Source organism: Paenarthrobacter sp. NPDC090522 (genome assembly GCF_044769225.1).
In the GTDB taxonomy this organism is placed as follows: Bacteria; Actinomycetota; Actinomycetes; order Actinomycetales; family Micrococcaceae; genus Arthrobacter.
In genome coordinates this window covers 38888-58049 of record NZ_JBIVXL010000019.1, presented here as the reverse complement: position 1 = coordinate 58049, position 19162 = coordinate 38888, and the positions used below count along the sequence as shown (strand labels likewise).

Genomic DNA, 19162 nt, shown 5'->3' with positions numbered 1-19162 from the left:
CAAAGGCCGGAACCGGCCCCTGCGGCAGCGGACCAAGCCGCGTCCCACCTACAGAAGGTCGCGCAGGACCAAGGCGGCGCCGTCGTCGAGCACTGACGCGGTGACCTCATCGGCCACTGCCAGTACTTCCTCCGGTGCTTGGCCCATGGCGACACCGCGGCCGGCCCAGGTGAGCATCTCGATGTCATTGCGGCCGTCGCCGATAGCGAGTGTGTTGTCAGGATCAGTGCCAAGCTGCAGGCGCAGGGCTTCCAAAGCGCTGGCCTTGGTGACGCCCTCGGCCGCGATGTCCAGCCAGGCCGTCCAGCCCACCGAGTAGGTCACGCCGGAGAGTCCAATGTGGTGGATGGCTGCGTTGAATTCTTCGGAGGTGTTCTCGCTGCTGAACACCACCACGCGCACAGCCACGGAATCCAGCATGGTCTGGAAGTCCACGCCGATCGATTCGACACCGAAGCTGGCGTCCTGGAAACGCTCGGTGGAGAGGAAGTTGCCCGCCTCGTCCTCCAATGCGTACTTGGCATTGGGCAGCCGCTCCCGAAGTGCTTTGAGGGCAGGGGCGGGATCGAAGGTGGCCTTGTGGATGATTTCGTAGCCTTCATCCAGCGAGGGATCCAGGCGTAGGGTAACGCCGCCGTTGCAGCACACCGCATAGCCGCGTTCCAGGCCGATCTGCTCGATGATCGGGAGGGTCGCATTGAGTGAACGCCCGGTGGCAATCATGACGTCGTGGCCGTTGGCTACGACGGCCTGCGCGGCCTCCCGGACAGCCGGCGACATGTGGCCATCGTGATCCACGAGCGTGCCGTCCACGTCCAAGGCAATCATCAGTTTGTTGTTGTTCATTGGCTGGTCATCGATGCCAGTAACTGGAGTATCAGTCAAAATAGTCATGGTTCCAGTAGAACAGACACCCCTGACAGCTCATAGGACCGGGGCCACAGCAGCGCCTTAACGGTCAGTGAACTCTCGCCCCCAACTGACTCGCAGTCGTGGTTGTTCTGAGCGCTCAAAACAACCACAACTGCGAGTTGCTTGGGCTATAGAACCGGGAGGACTTCCAGGCCGCCCAGGTACTTCTGCAGGGCCTTCGGGACGTTCACGGAGCCGTCCGGGTTCTGGTGGTGCTCCAGGAGCGCAACGATCCACCGCGTGGTGGCAAGCGTGCCGTTCAGGGTGGCCACGGCGCGGGTTCCCTTGGCTACGCCCTCATCGTTGACCACGCGTTCGCGGATGTTGAGCCGGCGGGCCTGGAACGTGGTGCAGTTCGAGGTGGACGTGAGCTCACGGTAGGCGTTCTGCGTAGGAACCCAGGCCTCGCAGTCGAACTTGCGGGCCGCGGACATGCCGAGGTCTCCCGCGGCGGTGTCGATCACGCGGTAGGGAAGCTCGCACTTGGTCAGCATTTCCTCTTCCCACGCCAGCAAACGCTCGTGCTCGGCGGCGGCTTCCTCAACCGTGGTGTAGATGAACATCTCCACCTTGTTGAACTGGTGCACGCGGATGATGCCGCGGGTGTCCTTGCCGTGCGAACCGGCCTCGCGGCGGTAGCAGGAGCTCTGGCCCGCATAGCGGATGGGGCCTGCTGAGAGATCCAGGATCTCGTCTGCGTGATAGCCGGCGAGGGCCACCTCCGAGGTTCCCACAAGGTAAAGGTCGTCTTCAGCGAGACGGTAGATCTCGGCGTCGTGCTTTACATCGAAGCCGGTGCCCTGCATGGTTTCCGGACGCACCAACGTGGGCGTGATCATCGGCACGAAGCCGGCCTCGATGGCCTGTTCCATGGCCATTTGCAGGAGAGCCATCTCCAGGCGGGCCCCAACACCCTTCAGGAAGTAGAAGCGGGCACCGGAAACCTTGGCACCACGTTCCATGTCGATGGCGCCGATCAGTTCACCGATCTCCAGGTGGTCCTTCGGCTCAAAGTCGGGGAATTCACGGGGCGTTCCCACAGTCTTGACCACCACGAAGTCGTCTTCGCCGCCCTCGGGCACGCCGTCCACCACCAGGTTGGGGATGACGCGCAGGAGTTCATCCTGCTTGGCCTGTGCGACGTCGGCTTCCGAAGACGCAGCCTTCACGGCGTTGGCCAATTCCTTGACCTCGGCCAGCAGGGCCTGCTTCTCATCGCCCTTGGCCTGCGCAACCTTCTTGCCGAACGCATTCTGCTCTGCACGCAGGGTCTCGTAGCGGATCAGCGCTGCGCGGCGGTCGGAATCGGCGGAGATGATCGCGTCCACAACGGACTCGTCGGCGCCGCGGGCGCGCTGGCTGGCACGGAACTTGTCCGGGTTTTCGCTGAGGTCTTTTACGTCGATCACCACACAAGAGTATCGAATCGGCCACGATTCCCTGTTCCGCGATGCACGGGGACCGGACCGGCGCAAACGGCCCCGCCGGAACGGATAGTGTTGGAGCACAATGAGCGACTGGATCTGGTGGGTGATTCTCGCTGGGGGTGTGGCATTCGCCGTCTCCAGTTGGTGGGGCGTGCGGCGCTTGAAGGCCCGCCATATCCGCAGTGCCGTGGCGGAGGACCCCCACAGGCCGGACCCCGGCCACCAGAAGGTGGCGGTGATTCTCAATCCGGTGAAGAACAAGTCCGACGAGGCGCGGCAGGCGATCATCGATGCCTGCGACCTGGCCGGCTGGGATCCGCCGACGTTCTACGAGACCACGCCCGAGGACCCTGGATACGCCCAGTCCCGCCAAGCGCTTGAGTCAAGGGCCGACGTCGTTCTTGCGTGCGGCGGCGATGGTACGGTGCGCGTGGTGGCCGAGTCGCTGGCGCACCAGGGCGTGGCGATGGGCCTGATTCCGCTGGGCACCGGCAACCTGCTGGCCCGCAACGTGGATCTGGACGTCTACGATCTCGCCGGCTGCATCCAGGTGGCATTGTTCGGGCACCAGCGCTACATCGACACCGCAACCATGGGCATCGAGAACAGCATCACTGGGGAGTCGTCCACGCACACGTTCCTGGTGATCGCCGGCATGGGACTGGATGCCGAAGTGGTGGGCGACACCAAGGAAGACCTCAAGAAAACGGTGGGCTGGCTCGCCTATACCGAAGCCGGCGTGCGGCACCTGCCGGGCCGCCGCAAACGCGTCACCATCGCCATGGACGACGAACCGGAACAGGCCCGTAAGATCCGCAGCGTGCTCTTCGCCAATTGCGGGTTGATCCCCGGCGGCATCGACTTCATCCCGCAGGCCATGGTCGACGACGGCATGCTGGACATCGTGGTGATGAGTCCGCGCAGTGCGGTGGGCTGGATCGCGATGTACGCGAAGGTGCTGTTCAAGCACAACCGGAACCTGCCGGTGATGAACTTCTATCGTTCGCAGAAAGTCAGCATCCGCAGCCAGGAGCCCATGGCAACACAGCTCGACGGCGATCCGTCAGGTGAGGCCACCGAGGTCACCGTCCAGGTGCAGCCCGGCTCGCTGCTGGTGCGGGTGCCGAAGAGCCACCCTTAGAGGTCTCCCTTATCCGGCTCTGCGGCATTCCGGTCAGCCTCTTCCTGGGCAGCTTTTGCCGCCGCGCGGGCCTCTGCCTGCTCCCGGATCATGGCCTGTTCTTCTTCAAAACGGAGTCGATCCGCACGGTCGGCTTCGTCGCCGTCCCAGTCGTCCTTGTTGTCGCCGGACGGCTTGGGATTGACGATCATGCCCTGGCCGTCTTTGTCATCGCGATGCACTGACATGACGTCTCCCTTCGTTTGGGCATTCATCCATCGTTTATGGATCAGGCAAGCATACGCACACTTACAGTCGCGCGAAAGGGGGTTGAAGCGTCAATGATTTCGTCGGAAATGGCCCGTACCGAACAAACGATCAGCCCCTGATAATCGATTCCACCCAGGCATGCGCAGACGCAAAAGCAGCGTCCGAGGTGTGCGGTGCGACGACGGCCGGCTGCTTATCGGCGCGGGCATAGGACCCCAGGAACCGCGTGGCGGGGCTGATCCGGTGGAGTCCGGCGAGGGCGTCGGCCACGCGGGAATCGGCTGCGTGGCCGTCGGCGTCGATGCTGAAGAAGTAGTGGCCCAAGTACTGGCCGGTGGGCCGTGATTCGATGCGGCTCAGGTTGACGCCGCGGGAGGCAAACTGGTCCAGGATTTCCATCAAGGCGCCGGGGTGGTCCTCCGGCAACGGCACAACAACCGTGGTCTTATCCGCCCCCGTACGTTCCGGGAGGGCACCGGGGCGGCCCACCAGGATGAAGCGGGTGACGGCCTCGGGGTTGTCCCCGATGTTCTCGGCGAGAACGTTCAGCCCCGGCTGCCCGGCCGCAACCAGCGGTGCACAGATGGCAGCCTCGTAGGGCGCGTCCGGTTCCAGCAGGCCCATGGCGGCAGCGGCCGTCGATGAACCCGGAACATAGTCCGCTTGGGGAATATGTTCGTCCAGCCAGAGGCGGCACTGCGCCCACGCGTGGCCGTGGGTGGAGATGCGCTGGATGTCCGAAAGGTCGACACCGGGCCTCGCCACGAGCACGAACGTGATGGGAACCAGCGCCTCACGGAGGATGCGGAGCTCCGGTCCTGTGGCAATGGCGTCGAGGGTTGCCGTAACGCCTCCCTCCACCGAGTTCTCGATGGGCACCATGGCAGCGTCAGCTTCACCTGCACGCACGCGGTCAAGGGCGGTGTTGACGTTGGTGCACGGGACGCGGGTAGCTTCCGAAGCACTCGGGACCTGCATGAGCGCAGCCTCGGTGAACGTCCCTTCCGGGCCCAGGAACGTATAGGTGGGAACTGCAGGCATCAATATATTCCTTGCCCGTTATTAGAGGACGACCGGCTTGAGGCCGTTGTCGGAGGTCATCGGCCTGCCTGCTTCGAACCACATGTCCATGCCGCCAGCCACATTAACGGCGGTGTAGCCCTGGGCCACGAGCCACTGCACCACCCGGAACGAGCGGCCGCCCGTGCGGCAGATGACGAACAAATCGTCATCCGGGTCCAATTCCTCCAGGCGCGCGGGGAGTTGGTCCATGGGGATGTGGCGCGCACCCTCGGCGTGGCCGGCAACCCACTCGTAGTCTTCGCGGACGTCCAGGATGCTGGCGTCGGCCGGAATGTCGCCCACGGTCACTGTTTCGAAGTCGCTCACGGCAGTCCCTTCCATCGGTTCACGGAATCTGCATCCAGCCTAGTGCCCGGGAGGCACACGCCGCGCCCGCAGGGCGGGACCTCCTTGCATGCCGGCGCCTTCCCGCGAAGACTGGGTGCCAGTCACTCCCACCGACGCAACCCAGGAGTAAGGAGCAGGCCATGGCTGCTGTCCAACCCACTATTCTTGCCACGTCCGGCGGGTACAGGCAGGGCAGCCGCACGCGGATCGAGTTCGACTCACTGGTGGACTACGCCGTGGAACTCTCCGGTGTCACGGGCAGGGCGCCGAGGATCGCCCACATCGGCACCGCCGGCGGGGACCAACGATGGTGGGCCGCGGAAGTCGACCAGGCAGCACGGATTGCGGGCTTCGACCTGAGCCACCTGAACCTGTTCACCATGCCCAACGTCGAGGATCCAGAGGCGTACCTGTTGGAGCAGGACGTGGTGTGGGTCAACGGCGGATCCGTGGTGAACCTCCTGGCGGTGTGGCGCGCCCATGGCTTGGACCGCATCCTCAAGAAGGTGTGGGAGAGCGGCGTCATCCTGGCCGGTGTATCAGCCGGTTCCATCTGCTGGTTCAAGGGCGGCGTCACCGACTCCTTCGGCCCCGGGTTGAGGCCCGTCACGAACTCGTTGGGATTCCTCCCGTTCCACAATGGCGTGCACTTCGACTCCGAACTGCGCCGCCGCCCGACGGTCCACAAGCTGGTAGCTGACGGCATCTTGGGCGAGACCCACTGCACGGACGACGGAGTGGGGCTGGTTTACCGGGGCACGGAACTGGTGGAGGTGGTCTCCTCCGTGAAGAACAAGGCAGCGTTCCGCGTGACGGCAGGAGCCGGCGAAAGCGTGGATGCCGTTGCCATCGAAGAACGGTTGGAGTCGCGCTTCCTTGGCTGATTCATCCCCTGGCAACCAGTCGGGGATCGCAGCGTTGACGGCAGTTGAACTCCGCGATGCCCTGGCCGGCGGCGACCTGTCTGCGCGTGAGGCCGCAAGTCACTTCCTGTCTGTGATTGAATCCCGCAACAGACACCTGGGTGCCTTCATCACCGTGACCGCCGAGCACGCGATGGCCGCCGCCGCGGCAGCGGACCAACGCCATGCCGACGGCGAGCGCAGCGAGCTCCCCTTGCTGCACGGCATGCCCCTTGCCTTCAAGGACCTCACGGATGTGGCCGGCGTTCCCACCACGCACGGCAGCGCGGCCTTGGAGCACAAGCCGGCACCCGAGGATGGCGCCCTGGCCGCCACTTTGAAGGCGCAGGGGGTCATCTCGCTGGGCAAGACCCAGGTTCCGGAATTCGGACTCACGGCCTACAGCGAAAACCGCGTGGCACCGCCGTCGCGCAATCCGCATTCCCTGGCCCGCAGCTCGGGTGGCTCTTCGGGCGGAAGCGCTGCCGCGGTTGCGGCGGGCATGGTGCCTTTCGCGCCGGGTACCGACGGCGGCGGGTCCATCCGCATCCCGGCCGGTGCCTGCGGGTTGGTGGGCCTCAAGCCGGGCCGGGGGCTGGTACCGTCTGGGGCGAGCGCGGGTGACGCTGCCAAGCTGGTGGTCGCCGGACCCCTCGCGAAGAACGCCGCGGATGCCGCACTGCTGCTGGACGCACTGGTCCCGGCGGAAAACAAGCCCGACGGCGGCTACCTCGGCAACGTCAACAGGGCGCCGGGACCCCTGCGAATCGGCGTGACCTTGGACAGTCCGTGGGCCGGCGTCTATTCGTTCGAGATCGAAGCAGAAGCCCTCGACGCGCTGAACGTCGGGCGCGACTTGCTCGAAAAGGCGGGCCATCGTGTCGGCGAAGCGGAGGTCCGCTATGACAACCGTTATCCGGAAGCTTTCACCGCAGCCTGGACTGCCGGCGTCGGGGGTGCCCGGATAGCACCCCAGCGTGAGGCGCTGCTGACCCCGCTGACCCGGACGTTCCGGCGTCGGGCACAACAGCGGAGCGCTGCCAAGGTGGGTGAAGCGCTGGCGTTCCTTCGGCAGTTCGCTCACGACACCATTGCCCAGTACTCCCCGTGGGATGTGATCCTCATGCCCACCTTGGCCCAGACGCCCCGGCCCATCGGATGGTTCACCAGCGGCGGGCACAGCGGGGAGCCGTGGCCGAGTGAGTGGGCTGGGGATGCAGACGAGGACTACAAACGGCAGTGTGAGTACGCGCCGTGGAGTTCCATGGTGAACGTGTGCGGCCTCCCTGCGATCAGCATTCCGGTCCACACCACGGAGAACGGTATGCCGATGGGCATCCAGCTCATTGGCAGGAGGGGATCCGAGCTGCAACTTCTCCAGGTGGCGGCAGCGCTGGAGGCTGCATAAATTCGGGCGTCTAGCATATGGAATGCGGTTGCCAGGGGCATTGGTCGATGTGACAATGCCCGCAGTCAGTGCCAGCATTGAGGAAATGAGCACACCTCAAACCACGGCTCCGCCTGCCAAAACCCCGGGCGATACGTCATTCTTCGGCCACCCAAAGATGTTGGCCAGCCTTTTCTCCGTGGAAATGTGGGAGCGATTCTCCTTCTACGGCATGCAGGGCATCCTGCTTTACTACATGTACTTCACGGCCGACCAAGGCGGCCTGTCCATCGACAAGGGCCTCGCGGCCGGCCTGGTGGGCGCGTACGGCGGTGGCGTCTATCTGTCCACCATCCTGGGCGCATGGCTCGCTGACCGCATCTTCGGATCAGAGAAGGTGCTCTTCGGCTCGGCCATCATGATCATGATGGGCCACATCGCCCTGGCGCTCATCCCCGGCATTCCGGGCCTGATCGCCGGCCTGGTGCTGGTGGGAGTCGGCTCAGGTGGCCTGAAGGCCAACGCCACGGCGTTGGTGGGCACCCTTTACAGCGAGAAGGACGAACGCCGCGACGCCGGCTTCTCCATCTTCTACATGGGCATCAACATCGGCGGGCTCATCGGCCCGCTGGTCACGGGTTGGCTCCAGGAAAGCCATGGCTTCCACTGGGGCTTCGGCGCGGCAGCCGTGGGCATGGCCATCGGCCTGGTCATCTACGCCTTTGGCCGCAAGCGCCTGCCGGAGGAAGCCCACCGGGTCCCCAACCCGCTGCCCGCCAAGGACCGGACAAAGTACGGCCTGATCTTCCTCGCGATCCTCGTGGTGATCGGCGTGCTGCTCGGTACCGGCACCGTGAACGCGGACAACCTTGCGCGCAGCATGGCTTACGCGGCTATTGGCGCCTCGGTGATCTACCTCTTCCTGATCTTCCGGAGTCCTTTGGTGACGGGCCTTGAGCGCAAGCGTGTGCTCGCGTTCATCCCGCTCTACATCGCATCCGCCGCGTTCTGGGCTTTGTTCCAGCAGCAGTTCACGTTCATTGCCGTCTACTCGGAGGAGAAGCTGGACCGCAACCTGTTTGGCTGGGAAATGCCTGCCGCGTGGGTACAGTCCATCAACCCGGTGTTCATCATCATCTTCGCCGGTGTCATGGCTGCACTGTGGACCAAGCTGGGCTCCAAGCAGCCGAGTTCGCCGTTCAAGTTCTCCATGGGCTTGTTCATCATGGGGCTGGCCTTCCTGGCATTCATCCCGCTGGCAGGCGACGGCAAGACCCCGCTCCTGGCACTCGTGGGCATCCTGTTCCTCTTCACCATGGCGGAGTTGTGCCTTTCCCCCATCGGGCTCTCCGTGAGCACCAAGCTTGCGCCGAAGGCCTTCCACACCCAGATGGTGGCGCTGTTCTTCCTCTCGGTCTCGCTCGGCACCACCCTGGCCGGCATCCTCGCGGGCCTCTACAACCCGGACGACGAACTCCCCTACTTCCTGGGCATCGGCGGTGTTGCAGTAGTGCTCGCGGTAGCACTGGCCGCCTCGACTCCGGCGATCAAGAAGCTGATGGCAGGCGTCCGGTAGCACGCGTTAAATCGCGACGGCGGCCCTCGCCTTCGGTGGGAATCCCAACCGAAGGCGAGGGCCGCCGTCGTTCGCTTTTAGTAGTTGTAGCGGCTCGAGGCGCCCAAAACCACGATGAAAATGATCCAGATGATGGCCAGCGCCACACCGATGTATCCCATCACCAGGCCCGCGATCGCCATGCCCTTGCCCGCGGGTTCGCGGTTCAGTGCGAGGTGGCCCAGGATCACGGCCGCGATCTGCGGGAGGATGAAGAAGCCGAAGCCAACCAAGGTGGCGATACCGCAGATCATGCTCGCGATGCTCAAGCCCTTGGGCTGCGAGGGCATGGCGTAGTAGGCGGGCTGTCCATACGGGTTCGGCTGGCCGTAGGGCTGCTGCTGGTAAGGGCTCGGCGGCTGGTTGTAGGAGGTGGCCGGCTGGTTGTACGGCGACGGGGGCTGCTGGCTGTAGTCACCCGGCGTGTACGAACTGCCAGGCGGCGTACTCGAAGGCGGCGTCGGCTGGGTGTAGAAGTCACTCTGGCCTTGGGCGTTTTGCGTGTAGGCGTTTTGCCCGTACGGCGGCAACGGCTGGGTGGCGTCGGCCTGGGTTGTTGATTCGTACGACGGCGGCGGCGGCACCGCGCTGCCCTGGCCCGGTGCGCTGAATTCTGCGGGCGGAACGTACTGCGGCGGTTCGTAACCCGCGGGCTTGTCTTCGTTGCCCTTGGCTGGTTGCTCTGACATAGGTATCCCCCTGTGTGCATGGTCTTTGATCCCAACCCTACCGCCGCCGAAGGCCCCGCATAAGTAGGGAGTATTGCTGTGGCCAGCGGGATGCGGGGCTGTGACGCGATTCATGCATATGCATGGAATACGCCTCTTATGTAGTGGGTTGGCTTTAAGAGCGACGTAAGCAGCGCTACAACGATCATCAGCGGGCTCCGGTCCCGCGAAGGAGGACATCATGGGTAACTTCCAAGGCAAAACCGCACTCGTCACCGGCGGCGGTTCGGGTCTCGGGGAAGCGATCAGCGAGGACCTCGCGAACAACGGCGCCAACGTGGTTGTGGTGGACGTCAATCTTGATGCAGCCACCCGCGTTGCCGAGGAAATCACGGCCTCGGGCGGCAGCGCAGTTCCGTTCAAAGCCAACACCGCGGTAGCCGAAGACAGCAAGAAGGCCGTCGACTTTGCCGTCGACACCTATGGTGCCCTGAACTATGCAGTCAACAACGCCGGCATCGGTGGCGCCAACGCCCCCGTTGGCGAAGTGGACCTTGAAGATTGGGACCGGGTCATCGCCATCAACCTCAGCGGTGTGCTCTACGGCATGCGCTACCAGATCCCGGCCATCCTCGAAGCGGGCGCGGCCGAGGGTGCGATCGTCAACATGGCTTCAATCCACGGCACGGTTGCCGCCTTGGGCAACGCCGCCTACACGGCGGCCAAACACGGCGTTGTGGGCCTGACCAAGAACGCCGCCGCCGAATACGGAGCCCAGGGACTGCGCATCAACGCGATCGGTCCGGGCTACATCGAGACCCCTCTGCTGGCCAACGCTCCCAAGGAAGTGATCAGCGGACTCGAAGCGAAGCATTCACTGGGACGCCTGGGCCGCCCGGAAGAAATCGCCAACGTCACCACGTTCCTGCTTTCGGACAAGGCAAGCTTCATGACCGGCTCGTACGTCCTGGCTGACGGCGGCTACACGGCCGTCTAGTTCGTCACGGCCCTTACGACCAGTGGTCCAGTCGGATCCACCGGCCTCAAGGGCTCTTTTTTGCTTAATCAAGAAGCTGTCCGCAACGTAAAGCCGGCGTGAATCTTTAGTCCTTTTGTTCCACCTGACCGCCATTCGACGTCATTAGGGGCCGCATCACGGACATTTCCTGTCGGCGGGCGGAACGGTCTGGCATGCTGTTGGACATGGCTAGCCGAGCGGGCACAGTTGCCCTTCCCCAGGACCTTGTTGACATCACAGCCCTGCTGGACGCGTACTTCGATGTAGCTCCGGACCTGGGCGATCCCGCCCAGCGCGTGGCTTTTGGAACCTCGGGGCACCGCGGTTCCAGCCTGAAGGCGTCGTTCAACGAACCCCATATCCTCGCGATCACGCAGGCAATCGTCGAGTACCGCGGACGCCAGGGAATCACCGGGCCGCTCTTCATTGGCCGGGACACGCATGCGCTCAGCGAACCCGCGCAAAACTCCGCACTGGAGGTCCTCGCCGCCAATGGCGTGACCGTCCTGGTGGACGCCCGCCACGGCTACACGCCCACCCCCGCCCTGAGCCACGCGATCCTCAAGTACAACCGCGAAGCTGCGCCAGGCACTCCCCAGGCCGATGGCATCGTGGTCACGCCGAGCCACAACCCGCCGGCAGATGGTGGCTTCAAGTACAACCCGCCGCACGGTGGCCCCGCAGACACCGACGCCACGGGCTGGATTGCCGAACGCGCCAACCAGCTCCTGGAGAACGGTCTCCGCGGCGTCAAGCGCATTCCGTTGAATGACGCGCTGGCCGCAGACACCACGGGAAAGTTCGACTTCCTCAGCAGCTACGTTGACGATCTGCCCTCCGTGCTGGACCTCGACGCCATCCGCAACGCAGGCGTCCGGATCGGAGCCGACCCCATGGGCGGCGCCTCCGTTGACTACTGGGGCGAGATCGGCGAACGCCACCAGCTGAACCTGACGGTGGTGAACCCTACCGTGGATCCGCAGTGGGCCTTCATGACCCTCGACTGGGACGAGAAGATCCGTATGGACTGCTCCTCGCCGTCGGCCATGGCTTCGCTGATCAAGCGCATGTCGCTCGGCGCCGACGGCACCGCAGCGTATGACGTTGCCACCGGAAACGACGCCGACGCCGACCGCCACGGCATCGTCACCCCGGACGGTGGGCTCATGAACCCCAACCACTACCTTGCCGTCGCCATCGACTACCTCTACCGCAACCGCAGCGGCTGGAACCCTGAGTCCGTAGTCGGGAAGACGTTGGTTTCGTCCTCCATCATCGACCGCGTGGCTGCCGGACTCGGCCGCAAGCTGGTGGAGGTCCCTGTTGGCTTCAAGTGGTTCGTGCCCGGCCTGTTGTCCGGCGAGGGCGCCTTTGGTGGCGAGGAATCGGCCGGCGCTTCCTTTAACAAGCGCGACGGCAGCGTCTGGACCACGGACAAGGACGGCATCCTGCTGGCCCTGCTCGCCTCCGAGATCACGGCCGTCACGGGTTCCTCCCCCTCCCAGCTCTACAAGGGCCTGACCGACCAGTTCGGCGCTCCGGTGTACGCCCGCATCGATGCTGCTGCCACCCGCGAGCAGAAGTCCAAGCTGGGCAAGCTCTCCGCCGCCGACGTCATCGCGACGTCCCTGGCCGGCGAGGACATCACCGCGAAGCTCACTGAAGCTCCCGGCAACGGCGCCTCCATTGGCGGCCTCAAAGTCGTCACGGAAAACGCCTGGTTCGCGGCCCGCCCCTCCGGCACGGAGGACGTCTACAAGATCTACGCTGAGTCTTTCAAGGGCGCCGACCACCTGAAGCAGGTCCAGGACGAGGCCAAGGCCCTGGTGGACGGGGTCATCGCCTAGGCGGTTTGAGTACAGATGGGCGCGAGAGGGTTCTCCCAAAAGGGCGGTTAGGTGAGAGACCATCCCACCCCCGGACGCTCTCTCACCGAACACCCCTTCCCCCCGGACGCTCTCTCACCGAACGCCCCTTAAACGCCAACGCTCCTGCACTTGGGTGCAGGAGCGTTGCCGTGGAAGGACTGGAATCAGACGGTGCGGACCACGTCGTCGTATGCGAACTTCGGCTTGGCTTCGCCCCAGGCGTCCGGGCCGGGCTGGCCGATGTTGACGATGAGGAAGCTCTTCTGGTCACCGTTCGGGAAGAATTCTGCGTCGATGGCCGCAAAGTCGGCGCCCGTCATGGGGCCGGCGGCAAAGCCGAGCGACCGGACGGCGAGGATGAAGTAGCCGGCCTGCAGGTGGGCGTTGTTGTTGCCGGTGCTTGCGGCGAGTTCGGCGTTGTCGTCATACATGGCCTTGGGGGCGCCGTAGGCGGGGAGGAACTTGTCCCACTGTCCCTGCCAGTCGGTGTCGTAGGAAAGGACGGCGACCAGCGGAGCTGAAGCAGTCTTAGCCTGGTTCCCGCGGGAAAGGTGGTCAACCAGCTTGGCGCGGGCCTCGTCGGAGCGGACGTAGGTCACGCGGAGCGGCTGGGAGTTGAAAGCTGTGGGACCGAACTTGGTGAGCTCGTAGATGGCGCGGGCCTGCTCTTCGGTCACTTCGCCGGCGAAGCTGTTCGCGGTGCGGGCTTCGGCAAAAATGGCGTCGACTGCGGCGGCGTCAATGACTGCTTCTTCGTGTGCAATCGTCATGGATAAACCTTTCGCTGTGCCCTCGCCTCTTGGGGTGGCTGGGCTCTTCTGCTTTCCATGGTTGCAACTTCAAGTTCGCCTGTCCTCTTCCCGTGACGGCACGTGACGTTTGGCACACCCGGCGTTGCGAGGCCCGGTTTGCGCTCCACTGCGCGTGCGAGGCGCGTAGAGCGGGCCCCGCAACGGCGGTAATGTTGCACCGAACCCCAACATTTCTTCTGAGGAAGGCACGCCATGAGCATGCTCGGCATCAAATGGAAGCTCCACGGCAATGGCAAGACCATCCGGCCCGGCCACGTGGTGGCACCCGACGAGCGTCTGGCTTGGCCTCTGACCATCGGCATCGGCATGCAGCACGTGGTTGCGATGTTCGGAGCCACCTTCCTGGTCCCGATCATCACGGGCATGCCACCGGCCACCACGCTCTTCTTTTCCGGCATCGGCACCCTCCTGTTCCTCGTGATCACGCGGGGCCGGGTGCCCAGCTACCTTGGTTCGAGCTTTGCGTTCATCGCTCCGATCCTCGCCTCCCAAGACCAGTACGGCGTGGGGGGAGCTTTGGGCGGCGTGGTGCTCGCCGGCGTCGTACTGGCGCTCATTGGCGCCGTTGTCCAGAAGTTCGGCGCCGAATGGATCAACCGGTTGATGCCGCCGATCGTGACCGGCGCAATCGTCGCGCTGATCGGCCTGAACCTCGCTCCGGCAGCCAAGAACAATTTCGACGCCGCGCCCGTCACCGCACTCGTCACGCTGGTGACGATCATCCTGGTTTCCGTGCTGTTCCGCGGAATCCTGGGCCGGTTGAGCATCCTCGTGGGTGTTGTGGTGGGCTACGTCGTGGCGATGATGCGAGGCGAGGTTTCCTACGAAAAGATGGATGCCGCCGCCTGGGTGGGCCTCCCGACGTTCCACACGCCGGAATTCCATATCGGAGTGGTGGGTCTGTTTGTACCAGTAGTGCTGGTGCTGGTGGCAGAAAATGTGGGCCACGTAAAGTCGGTGGCCGCGATGACCGGGCAAAACCTCGACGGCGTCTCCGGCCGCGCGCTGATGGCCGACGGTGCCGCTACGGTACTTGCCGGCTTCGGCGGCGGTTCCGGCACCACCACCTACGCGGAAAACATCGGCGTCATGGCGGCCACGAAGGTCTACTCGACGGCGGCCTACTGGGTGGCCGGCGTCTTCGCCATCCTGCTGAGCTTCTCGCCGAAATTCGGCGAGCTGATCGCGACCGTCCCCGCCGGTGTACTGGGCGGCGCGGCAACCATGCTGTACGGCATGATCGGCGTGCTTGGTGTGAAAATCTGGGTCCAGAACAAGGTCAATTTCTCGAACCCGATCAACCTGACCACCGCCGCCGTTGCCCTGATCATCGGCATCGCTGACTACACCTGGACCATCGGCGAACTGAAGTTCACGGGCATCGCCCTGGGATCCGCCGCTGCCCTGGTGATCTACCACGGCATGAAGGGCCTGGCCCGCTGGCGTGGAACCGTGGCTGAGCCGGAGACCGAGACCGCAGGACTGCCGCCTGCGGTGAAGTCGGCCATGAATGCGGCGGCGAAGCGGAGCGGGAAGAAGAAGTAGGGGCCTCAGCGGAACTTGGCGTCCGCGGCCTCCAGGCCCTTTCGAATCTTCTCCCGGTCTGTGGGGTCCCAAGGGCCTGAAGCTGCCAAGGGAATCTCCGTGATGAACTGCCTCTCGGCGCGGGGAATCCTTGCGGCCACGACCTCCGGGTTGCTCGCCGCTGTGGCGTAGAGATTGGGACCGTCCGCATAGAAGGGGTCGGCCAGAACCAGGGGTCCATTGGCTGAGCGCATGATGTTGCTTGGGTTGTCATCCAAGGGACCGCACCACGGCAGCTCGCGCTGTGCCCGCTGGTGGACGTCGTGCAGGGTACGGGAAAGGGGCGCCAGCTCGCTGTTACCCGCAGTGAGCTCGCGCCAAAATCCAGCCGCTTCCTCAAAAGTCACGGGACCCAGCCACTCCATCAGCTGCAGGTCCCCACCACCCGCCAGGCGGCGGTGCAAATACAGCTTCGGCACCCGCCCGGTACCTGCGGCTTCACGGTAGAACGCGGCCGTGAATGGCCCCACAGGATCGAACGGACTGATTCGCGCCACGGCGTTGCCATCCGGTGAGCGAAGGGCAATCGCCCAGTCGCCGGCTCCGCAGGGAGTCCATCCGCGCCCACGCAACAGGTCTTCGACCTCGGTGTGATTCGCGCGGGCGTCCAACGAATCAATCCCGGCGATAGCATCTCTGCTGTCCTGGCCATCTTCCATGGGTTACCTCCCTATCGAGTACAAAAGTACGCGATAGGGCCTGCTCGGCACACGTACAGCCGCCATCCGCTCTCAACCCGGCAGGACCCCTTCCGGAACCTCCGCCTCCCACCGCAGCAGATCCCCTGGCTGGCATTCGAGCACCTCGCAGAGCGCTTCCAGCGTGGTGAAGCGAACAGCCTTGGCCCGCCCGTTTTTCAGTACCGCCAAGTTCGCCGGGGTAATTCCCACGCGCTCGGCCAGGACTCCCACAGGCATCTTCCGCTTGGCCAGCATGACGTCGATATCCACGATGATCGGCATCAGATGACCTCGTCGAGCTCGGCACGCATGCCCGCCGCTTCCAGATCGCGCGCAACTGCCTGCGCCAGCAATGTCCGCAGCACCAACACCAAAAGCGCTACGCCACCCACCATCAATGCCGCCCCACAGACCAACAGGACCACGCCTGGAGCAATGTCACCCGGAGCCGACAAAACCGCAAGAGAGAACACCAGCACGGCGGCAAGCGAAACAGCCCAGAAGATAATGTCCACAAACCGGAACGCCCCGTGCGAGAACACGGTCCCACGACGCACCATCGTCAACAGGCGCCACACGCAAACGGCGACCACCTGAACGCACAGTATCCCCAGCACCACGATCACCAGCAGTGCGACCCGAGGCCCGTCAGGTGCTCCCGCTTCCACCAAGTCAGCGGAAAGCAATGGCACCATCACCACCTGGACGAACACGGAGCCACCAAGGACCAAGGCCATCACCACGCGCAGCGCGAGAACTGCCAGCTTTCCCACCAGATTTCTCCTTTTATCGAGCAACAGGAAAATACTATCGTTAATCGATATAAATAGTTCGCGCTTCCCCATGTGGAAATTAGTCAGCTTGCTTACTAACTCCGCTATCCCTAGGCTGGATCGCGTCAGACAAACAACTCTCGCAGCAGCGGCACGCGCCCAAAAAGCCGGCCGCACAAGGAGGAGGAACAGTGTCAGAGCACAGTATCGCAGGCAAGAAAGTCGCCTTCCTGTTGACCGATGGCGTGGAGCAGGTAGAGCTGACCAGCCCATGGCAAGCCGTGGAGGAAGCCGGCGGCGAGCCCACCCTTATTGCGCCCGAAAAAGGCAAGATCCAGGGCTTCAACGGCGTGGACAAGGGTGACACCTTCGACGCAACGCTGGCCGTCGCCGACGCCAACGCCTCGGACTTCGACGCACTGGTTCTGCCGGGCGGCGTCGTGAATGCAGACCACCTGCGCGTCGACAAGGACGCCCAGAACTTCACGCGGGCCTTCTTCGAGCAGCACAAGCCCGTGGCGTCGATCTGCCACGGGCCGTGGATCCTGATCGAAGCCGGCGTGATCAAGGGCCGCAACGTCACGTCGTACCACACGCTCCAAACGGACCTTCGGAATGCCAGCGCCAACTGGAGCGACCAGGAAGTGGTGGTGGATCAAGGCCTCGTCACCAGCCGCAACCCGGACGATCTCCCGGCCTTCAACAGCAAGGTCGTCGAGGAAATCTCCGAGGGCCAGCATGCTTGCCAGACCGCGTAGCGGTCACCGCACCACAGCATCGCAAGGCGGGTGCCGCCGTCGTACTTTCCCGTAAAGCACGACGGCGGCACCCGCCTTGCGCACCCGACCCACCAAACAAGCAACCCAGCAAAATTACACCGTCGTAATGTTGCGTAGATCACATTAGATGCCTAGGCTGGGGGACGCTGCAGCGTGGCAGCACACCAAGGAAAGGCAACACATTGGCCAGCGAGAAGCTCTCCGTAGTTGTTCGAGTGGATGTAGACGGCGAACAAATCCAGATCGCAGCAACCGGTCACGTGACGACGTCGAGCATCCAAGGGCTCTACCCGGTGGTTCAGCGCACCAAGAGCCTGGGTGGCGGACTGGATGTGGAGATGGACCTGTCCGAGGCAATCGTTGATGCGGACGCCTTGAATGAACTGCAGGTCTACTCAGAGCTCTACGAAGTGCCCCTCCGCCTGCCGGAACTCGACAACGTCACAGCGCTGCCGAGTCGCCACCTTGCCACAGCAGGCCGGGCGGCTTAGTTACTGCGCCATCAGCGGGGGTTCCGCACCGGAAAACGCCTGGTCAAACGTCCGAGGTCTTCCTTCATCCCTCCCCGCCGCCTAACGTGACTCCTGACAATCGATTTGGAGGCTACACATGCGCAAAGTCACTGCCGGACTCTTTCACTCCGTGGATGGCGTGGTTCAGGATCCGTTCAAATTCCAGTTCGACAGCTTCGACGAGGACCTGGGCAAGGGCCTGACCAAGATGATCAACACCGTGGACACTGTGGTGCTTGGCCGAGTGAGCTACCAGGAATGGGCGCAGTATTGGCCGAACGCCTCCCGGGACGAGGATTTCGCGGCGTTCATCAACCCCGTCGAAAAGTTCGTGGCCTCACGATCCCTCGATGGACCCCTCGAATGGGAGAACTCCCATCTGATCGAGGGCGATGTGGAGGAGTTCGTGTCCGACCTCAAGTCGCGTGACGGCGGCGAGATCGCAGTCTGCGGCAGTATCTCCCTGGTCCGTCAACTGTTCTTCGCCGGCGTCCTTGACGAGCTGACGCTCATGACGCATCCAGTGATTGCCGGCAGCGGGCGCCGCATTTTCGAAGAGGGCGACCCCGTACACCGGCTGGTGCTTGAGGACCAATACGCCACCAGCAAGGGCAACGTAGTGACCACGTACAGCCTGCGGAAAGAATAAAGGCCCCGGGACGGACTACTTCTTCCCGGCTTTCAGGTCCGCCACGACCTTCGCTATGCGGCGTGCCCGCGTCTCGGGGGTCTTGGCGTCCCCGATCGGCTCAACATAACGCCGCTGCGCGCTGTAATTGAGGGTTCCATAGAAGGCCTTGGCGTCAGGCTCGCTATCCAGGGCGGCAGCGAGGTCCTCCGGAACTTCGACGACGCGGGGCTGGGTGTCGACTTCGAGGCCCACCTCGAGCGTGTCCCCGGACGAGACACCGGTCAGCTCGCGGTTGGCCGAACTGACGCCCACCATGTACTTTCCGCCCATCACCGCGATGCTGCTGCGATAGCTTTGGCCATTCATCGTCACCACCACAGGCGGCCGTTTGCCTGCGCCCAGCGCCTCGACGATTTCCTCGGGTACGACGATGCCGGCCTTGTTGCCATCGCCAACGATGGTGGTGGTGAACTCCATGTGCCCAGTATGCCGGTAGACGTGCAACTTAAGCAGGACTACGTTCAAACATAACCGTCCCACCAAGCGTAGGAGTCAGAAGCATGGACAATCAGGACATCCTGGAACGCATCCAGTCACTGGTGGAAGAGGAGCACCAGCTCCGCGATGCCTCCACTCCGGAGGACGGCAAAGCCCGGCTGGCACAGGTGGAAGCCCAGCTTGATCAATGCTGGGACCTGCTCCGCCAACGCCGCGCCAAGCGCGACGCCGGCGAAAACCCTGATGACGCCGAAGCCCGTCCCGTCAGCGAAGTCGAGGGCTACCGGCAATAGGCG

General features: G+C 63.9%; 22 protein-coding genes. 11 read left to right on the top strand and 11 right to left on the bottom strand.

The genetic code is table 11. The features are described from left to right. Positions 1 to 48: 48 nt before the first annotated feature. Entirely contained in the window at positions 49 to 894 is an 846-nt protein-coding gene (locus ACIQT2_RS19965) for an HAD family hydrolase (protein ID WP_402949952.1), read from the bottom strand. Between the two features lie 146 nt (positions 895 to 1040). Next, on the bottom strand, positions 1041 to 2321 hold the full coding sequence (gene serS / locus ACIQT2_RS19960) for a serine--tRNA ligase (protein WP_402949949.1): 1281 nt from the start codon (positions 2319 to 2321) through the stop codon (positions 1041 to 1043). Positions 2322 to 2421: 100 nt separating this feature from the next. Between serS and ACIQT2_RS19955 the strand changes: the two genes are divergently transcribed. After that, positions 2422 to 3480, top strand: coding sequence for a diacylglycerol/lipid kinase family protein (locus tag ACIQT2_RS19955; protein ID WP_402949946.1), 1059 nt, complete (start codon positions 2422 to 2424; stop codon positions 3478 to 3480). Here ACIQT2_RS19955 and ACIQT2_RS19950 read toward each other — a convergent pair. The 3 genes from ACIQT2_RS19950 to ACIQT2_RS19940 all read right to left on the bottom strand — a co-directional run bounded on the left by ACIQT2_RS19950 (position 3477) and on the right by ACIQT2_RS19940 (position 5118). Next, positions 3477 to 3707, bottom strand: coding sequence for a hypothetical protein (locus ACIQT2_RS19950; protein ID WP_402949943.1), 231 nt, complete (start codon positions 3705 to 3707; stop codon positions 3477 to 3479). The two genes, ACIQT2_RS19955 and ACIQT2_RS19950, sit on opposite strands and share 4 nt — an antisense overlap. A gap of 130 nt (positions 3708 to 3837) precedes the next feature. After that, positions 3838 to 4770, bottom strand: coding sequence for a prephenate dehydratase (pheA, locus tag ACIQT2_RS19945; RefSeq protein ID WP_402949940.1), 933 nt, complete (start codon positions 4768 to 4770; stop codon positions 3838 to 3840). 21 nt (positions 4771 to 4791) lie between these two features. Further along, positions 4792 to 5118: a rhodanese-like domain-containing protein gene (locus ACIQT2_RS19940; RefSeq protein ID WP_402949937.1), complete on the bottom strand. Its 327-nt coding sequence runs from the start codon at positions 5116 to 5118 to the stop codon at positions 4792 to 4794. A gap of 161 nt (positions 5119 to 5279) precedes the next feature. Here ACIQT2_RS19940 and ACIQT2_RS19935 point away from each other — a divergent pair, with 161 nt between their 5' ends. The 3 genes from ACIQT2_RS19935 to ACIQT2_RS19925 are packed head-to-tail and all read left to right on the top strand — an operon-like array spanning position 5280 to position 9004. Further along, entirely contained in the window at positions 5280 to 6023 is a 744-nt protein-coding gene (locus ACIQT2_RS19935) for a Type 1 glutamine amidotransferase-like domain-containing protein (protein WP_402949935.1), read from the top strand. Beyond that, positions 6016 to 7449, top strand: a complete 1434-nt coding sequence (locus ACIQT2_RS19930) for an amidase (protein WP_402949932.1) — start codon at positions 6016 to 6018, stop codon at positions 7447 to 7449. The genes ACIQT2_RS19935 and ACIQT2_RS19930 overlap by 8 nt, the downstream gene beginning before the upstream one ends. Positions 7450 to 7504: 55 nt before the next feature. Continuing rightward, complete coding sequence (locus ACIQT2_RS19925) at positions 7505 to 9004, top strand: peptide MFS transporter (RefSeq protein ID WP_402949929.1); 1500 nt, start codon at positions 7505 to 7507, stop codon at positions 9002 to 9004. Positions 9005 to 9081: 77 nt separating this feature from the next. Here ACIQT2_RS19925 and ACIQT2_RS19920 read toward each other — a convergent pair whose 3' ends face one another. After that, entirely contained in the window at positions 9082 to 9732 is a 651-nt protein-coding gene (locus ACIQT2_RS19920; protein ID WP_400334761.1) for a DUF4190 domain-containing protein, read from the bottom strand. A gap of 220 nt (positions 9733 to 9952) precedes the next feature. On the opposite strand from ACIQT2_RS19920, the gene ACIQT2_RS19915 reads away from it, so the two are divergent. Together ACIQT2_RS19915 and pgm are read left to right on the top strand one after the other, a co-directional pair. Next, positions 9953 to 10708: an SDR family NAD(P)-dependent oxidoreductase gene (locus tag ACIQT2_RS19915; protein ID WP_402949925.1), complete on the top strand. Its 756-nt coding sequence runs from the start codon at positions 9953 to 9955 to the stop codon at positions 10706 to 10708. A gap of 206 nt (positions 10709 to 10914) precedes the next feature. Further along, positions 10915 to 12576 (top strand): phosphoglucomutase (alpha-D-glucose-1,6-bisphosphate-dependent), encoded by a 1662-nt coding sequence (gene pgm, locus ACIQT2_RS19910; RefSeq protein WP_402949922.1) that lies wholly within the window; start codon positions 10915 to 10917, stop codon positions 12574 to 12576. Between the two features lie 185 nt (positions 12577 to 12761). Here the strand turns inward: pgm and ACIQT2_RS19905 are convergent, their stop codons facing one another. Then, complete coding sequence (locus ACIQT2_RS19905) at positions 12762 to 13367, bottom strand: malonic semialdehyde reductase (RefSeq protein ID WP_402949919.1); 606 nt, start codon at positions 13365 to 13367, stop codon at positions 12762 to 12764. Between the two features lie 234 nt (positions 13368 to 13601). On the opposite strand from ACIQT2_RS19905, the gene ACIQT2_RS19900 reads away from it, so the two are divergent. Beyond that, complete coding sequence (locus ACIQT2_RS19900) at positions 13602 to 14954, top strand: uracil-xanthine permease family protein (RefSeq protein ID WP_402949916.1); 1353 nt, start codon at positions 13602 to 13604, stop codon at positions 14952 to 14954. Between the two features lie 5 nt (positions 14955 to 14959). Here ACIQT2_RS19900 and ACIQT2_RS19895 read toward each other — a convergent pair whose 3' ends face one another. The 3 genes from ACIQT2_RS19895 to ACIQT2_RS19885 form a co-directional block, all read right to left on the bottom strand. Continuing rightward, a complete protein-coding gene (locus ACIQT2_RS19895) occupies positions 14960 to 15652 on the bottom strand; it encodes a hypothetical protein (protein WP_402949913.1) in 693 nt (230 codons plus the stop codon). A gap of 72 nt (positions 15653 to 15724) precedes the next feature. Continuing rightward, positions 15725 to 15955 (bottom strand): helix-turn-helix domain-containing protein, encoded by a 231-nt coding sequence (locus ACIQT2_RS19890; protein ID WP_397325978.1) that lies wholly within the window; start codon positions 15953 to 15955, stop codon positions 15725 to 15727. Next, entirely contained in the window at positions 15955 to 16446 is a 492-nt protein-coding gene (locus tag ACIQT2_RS19885; protein WP_402950015.1) for a DUF2975 domain-containing protein, read from the bottom strand. The genes ACIQT2_RS19890 and ACIQT2_RS19885 overlap by 1 nt, the downstream gene beginning before the upstream one ends. A gap of 191 nt (positions 16447 to 16637) precedes the next feature. Between ACIQT2_RS19885 and ACIQT2_RS19880 the strand changes: the two genes are divergently transcribed. The 3 genes from ACIQT2_RS19880 to ACIQT2_RS19870 all read left to right on the top strand — a co-directional run bounded on the left by ACIQT2_RS19880 (position 16638) and on the right by ACIQT2_RS19870 (position 18386). Continuing rightward, on the top strand, positions 16638 to 17204 hold the full coding sequence (locus tag ACIQT2_RS19880) for a type 1 glutamine amidotransferase domain-containing protein (protein ID WP_402949910.1): 567 nt from the start codon (positions 16638 to 16640) through the stop codon (positions 17202 to 17204). 203 nt (positions 17205 to 17407) lie between these two features. Continuing rightward, positions 17408 to 17716 carry a hypothetical protein gene (locus tag ACIQT2_RS19875; RefSeq protein ID WP_402949907.1) on the top strand — a complete coding sequence of 103 codons (309 nt, stop codon included), beginning with the start codon at positions 17408 to 17410 and terminating at the stop codon, positions 17714 to 17716. 118 nt (positions 17717 to 17834) lie between these two features. Then, a complete protein-coding gene (locus ACIQT2_RS19870; protein ID WP_402949905.1) occupies positions 17835 to 18386 on the top strand; it encodes a dihydrofolate reductase family protein in 552 nt (183 codons plus the stop codon). A gap of 15 nt (positions 18387 to 18401) precedes the next feature. Here the strand turns inward: ACIQT2_RS19870 and ACIQT2_RS19865 are convergent, their stop codons facing one another. Continuing rightward, positions 18402 to 18845, bottom strand: a complete 444-nt coding sequence (locus ACIQT2_RS19865) for a YdeI/OmpD-associated family protein (RefSeq protein WP_402949902.1) — start codon at positions 18843 to 18845, stop codon at positions 18402 to 18404. Positions 18846 to 18928: 83 nt separating this feature from the next. Here ACIQT2_RS19865 and ACIQT2_RS19860 point away from each other — a divergent pair, with 83 nt between their 5' ends. Continuing rightward, positions 18929 to 19159: a DUF2630 family protein gene (locus ACIQT2_RS19860; protein WP_400334792.1), complete on the top strand. Its 231-nt coding sequence runs from the start codon at positions 18929 to 18931 to the stop codon at positions 19157 to 19159. The last annotated feature ends 3 nt before the right edge of the window (positions 19160 to 19162 follow it).

Bases quoted from the DNA above. Each gene is read 5' to 3' on its own strand.
- ACIQT2_RS19965 (WP_402949952.1), bottom strand. From the start codon at position 894: ATGACTATTTTGACTGATACTCCAGTTACTGGCATCGATGACCAGCCA.
- ACIQT2_RS19955 (WP_402949946.1), top strand. From the start codon at position 2,422: ATGAGCGACTGGATCTGGTGGGTGATTCTCGCTGGGGGTGTGGCATTC.
- ACIQT2_RS19950 (WP_402949943.1), bottom strand. From the start codon at position 3,707: ATGTCAGTGCATCGCGATGACAAAGACGGCCAGGGCATGATCGTCAAT.
- pheA (WP_402949940.1), bottom strand. From the start codon at position 4,770: ATGCCTGCAGTTCCCACCTATACGTTCCTGGGCCCGGAAGGGACGTTC.
- ACIQT2_RS19935 (WP_402949935.1), top strand. From the start codon at position 5,280: ATGGCTGCTGTCCAACCCACTATTCTTGCCACGTCCGGCGGGTACAGG.
- ACIQT2_RS19925 (WP_402949929.1), top strand. From the start codon at position 7,505: ATGCCCGCAGTCAGTGCCAGCATTGAGGAAATGAGCACACCTCAAACC.
- ACIQT2_RS19920 (WP_400334761.1), bottom strand. From the start codon at position 9,732: ATGTCAGAGCAACCAGCCAAGGGCAACGAAGACAAGCCCGCGGGTTAC.
- ACIQT2_RS19915 (WP_402949925.1), top strand. From the start codon at position 9,953: ATGGGTAACTTCCAAGGCAAAACCGCACTCGTCACCGGCGGCGGTTCG.
- pgm (WP_402949922.1), top strand. From the start codon at position 10,915: ATGGCTAGCCGAGCGGGCACAGTTGCCCTTCCCCAGGACCTTGTTGAC.
- ACIQT2_RS19905 (WP_402949919.1), bottom strand. From the start codon at position 13,367: ATGACGATTGCACACGAAGAAGCAGTCATTGACGCCGCCGCAGTCGAC.
- ACIQT2_RS19900 (WP_402949916.1), top strand. From the start codon at position 13,602: ATGAGCATGCTCGGCATCAAATGGAAGCTCCACGGCAATGGCAAGACC.
- ACIQT2_RS19895 (WP_402949913.1), bottom strand. From the start codon at position 15,652: ATGGAAGATGGCCAGGACAGCAGAGATGCTATCGCCGGGATTGATTCG.
- ACIQT2_RS19890 (WP_397325978.1), bottom strand. From the start codon at position 15,955: ATGCCGATCATCGTGGATATCGACGTCATGCTGGCCAAGCGGAAGATG.
- ACIQT2_RS19870 (WP_402949905.1), top strand. From the start codon at position 17,835: ATGCGCAAAGTCACTGCCGGACTCTTTCACTCCGTGGATGGCGTGGTT.
- ACIQT2_RS19865 (WP_402949902.1), bottom strand. From the start codon at position 18,845: ATGGAGTTCACCACCACCATCGTTGGCGATGGCAACAAGGCCGGCATC.
- ACIQT2_RS19860 (WP_400334792.1), top strand. From the start codon at position 18,929: ATGGACAATCAGGACATCCTGGAACGCATCCAGTCACTGGTGGAAGAG.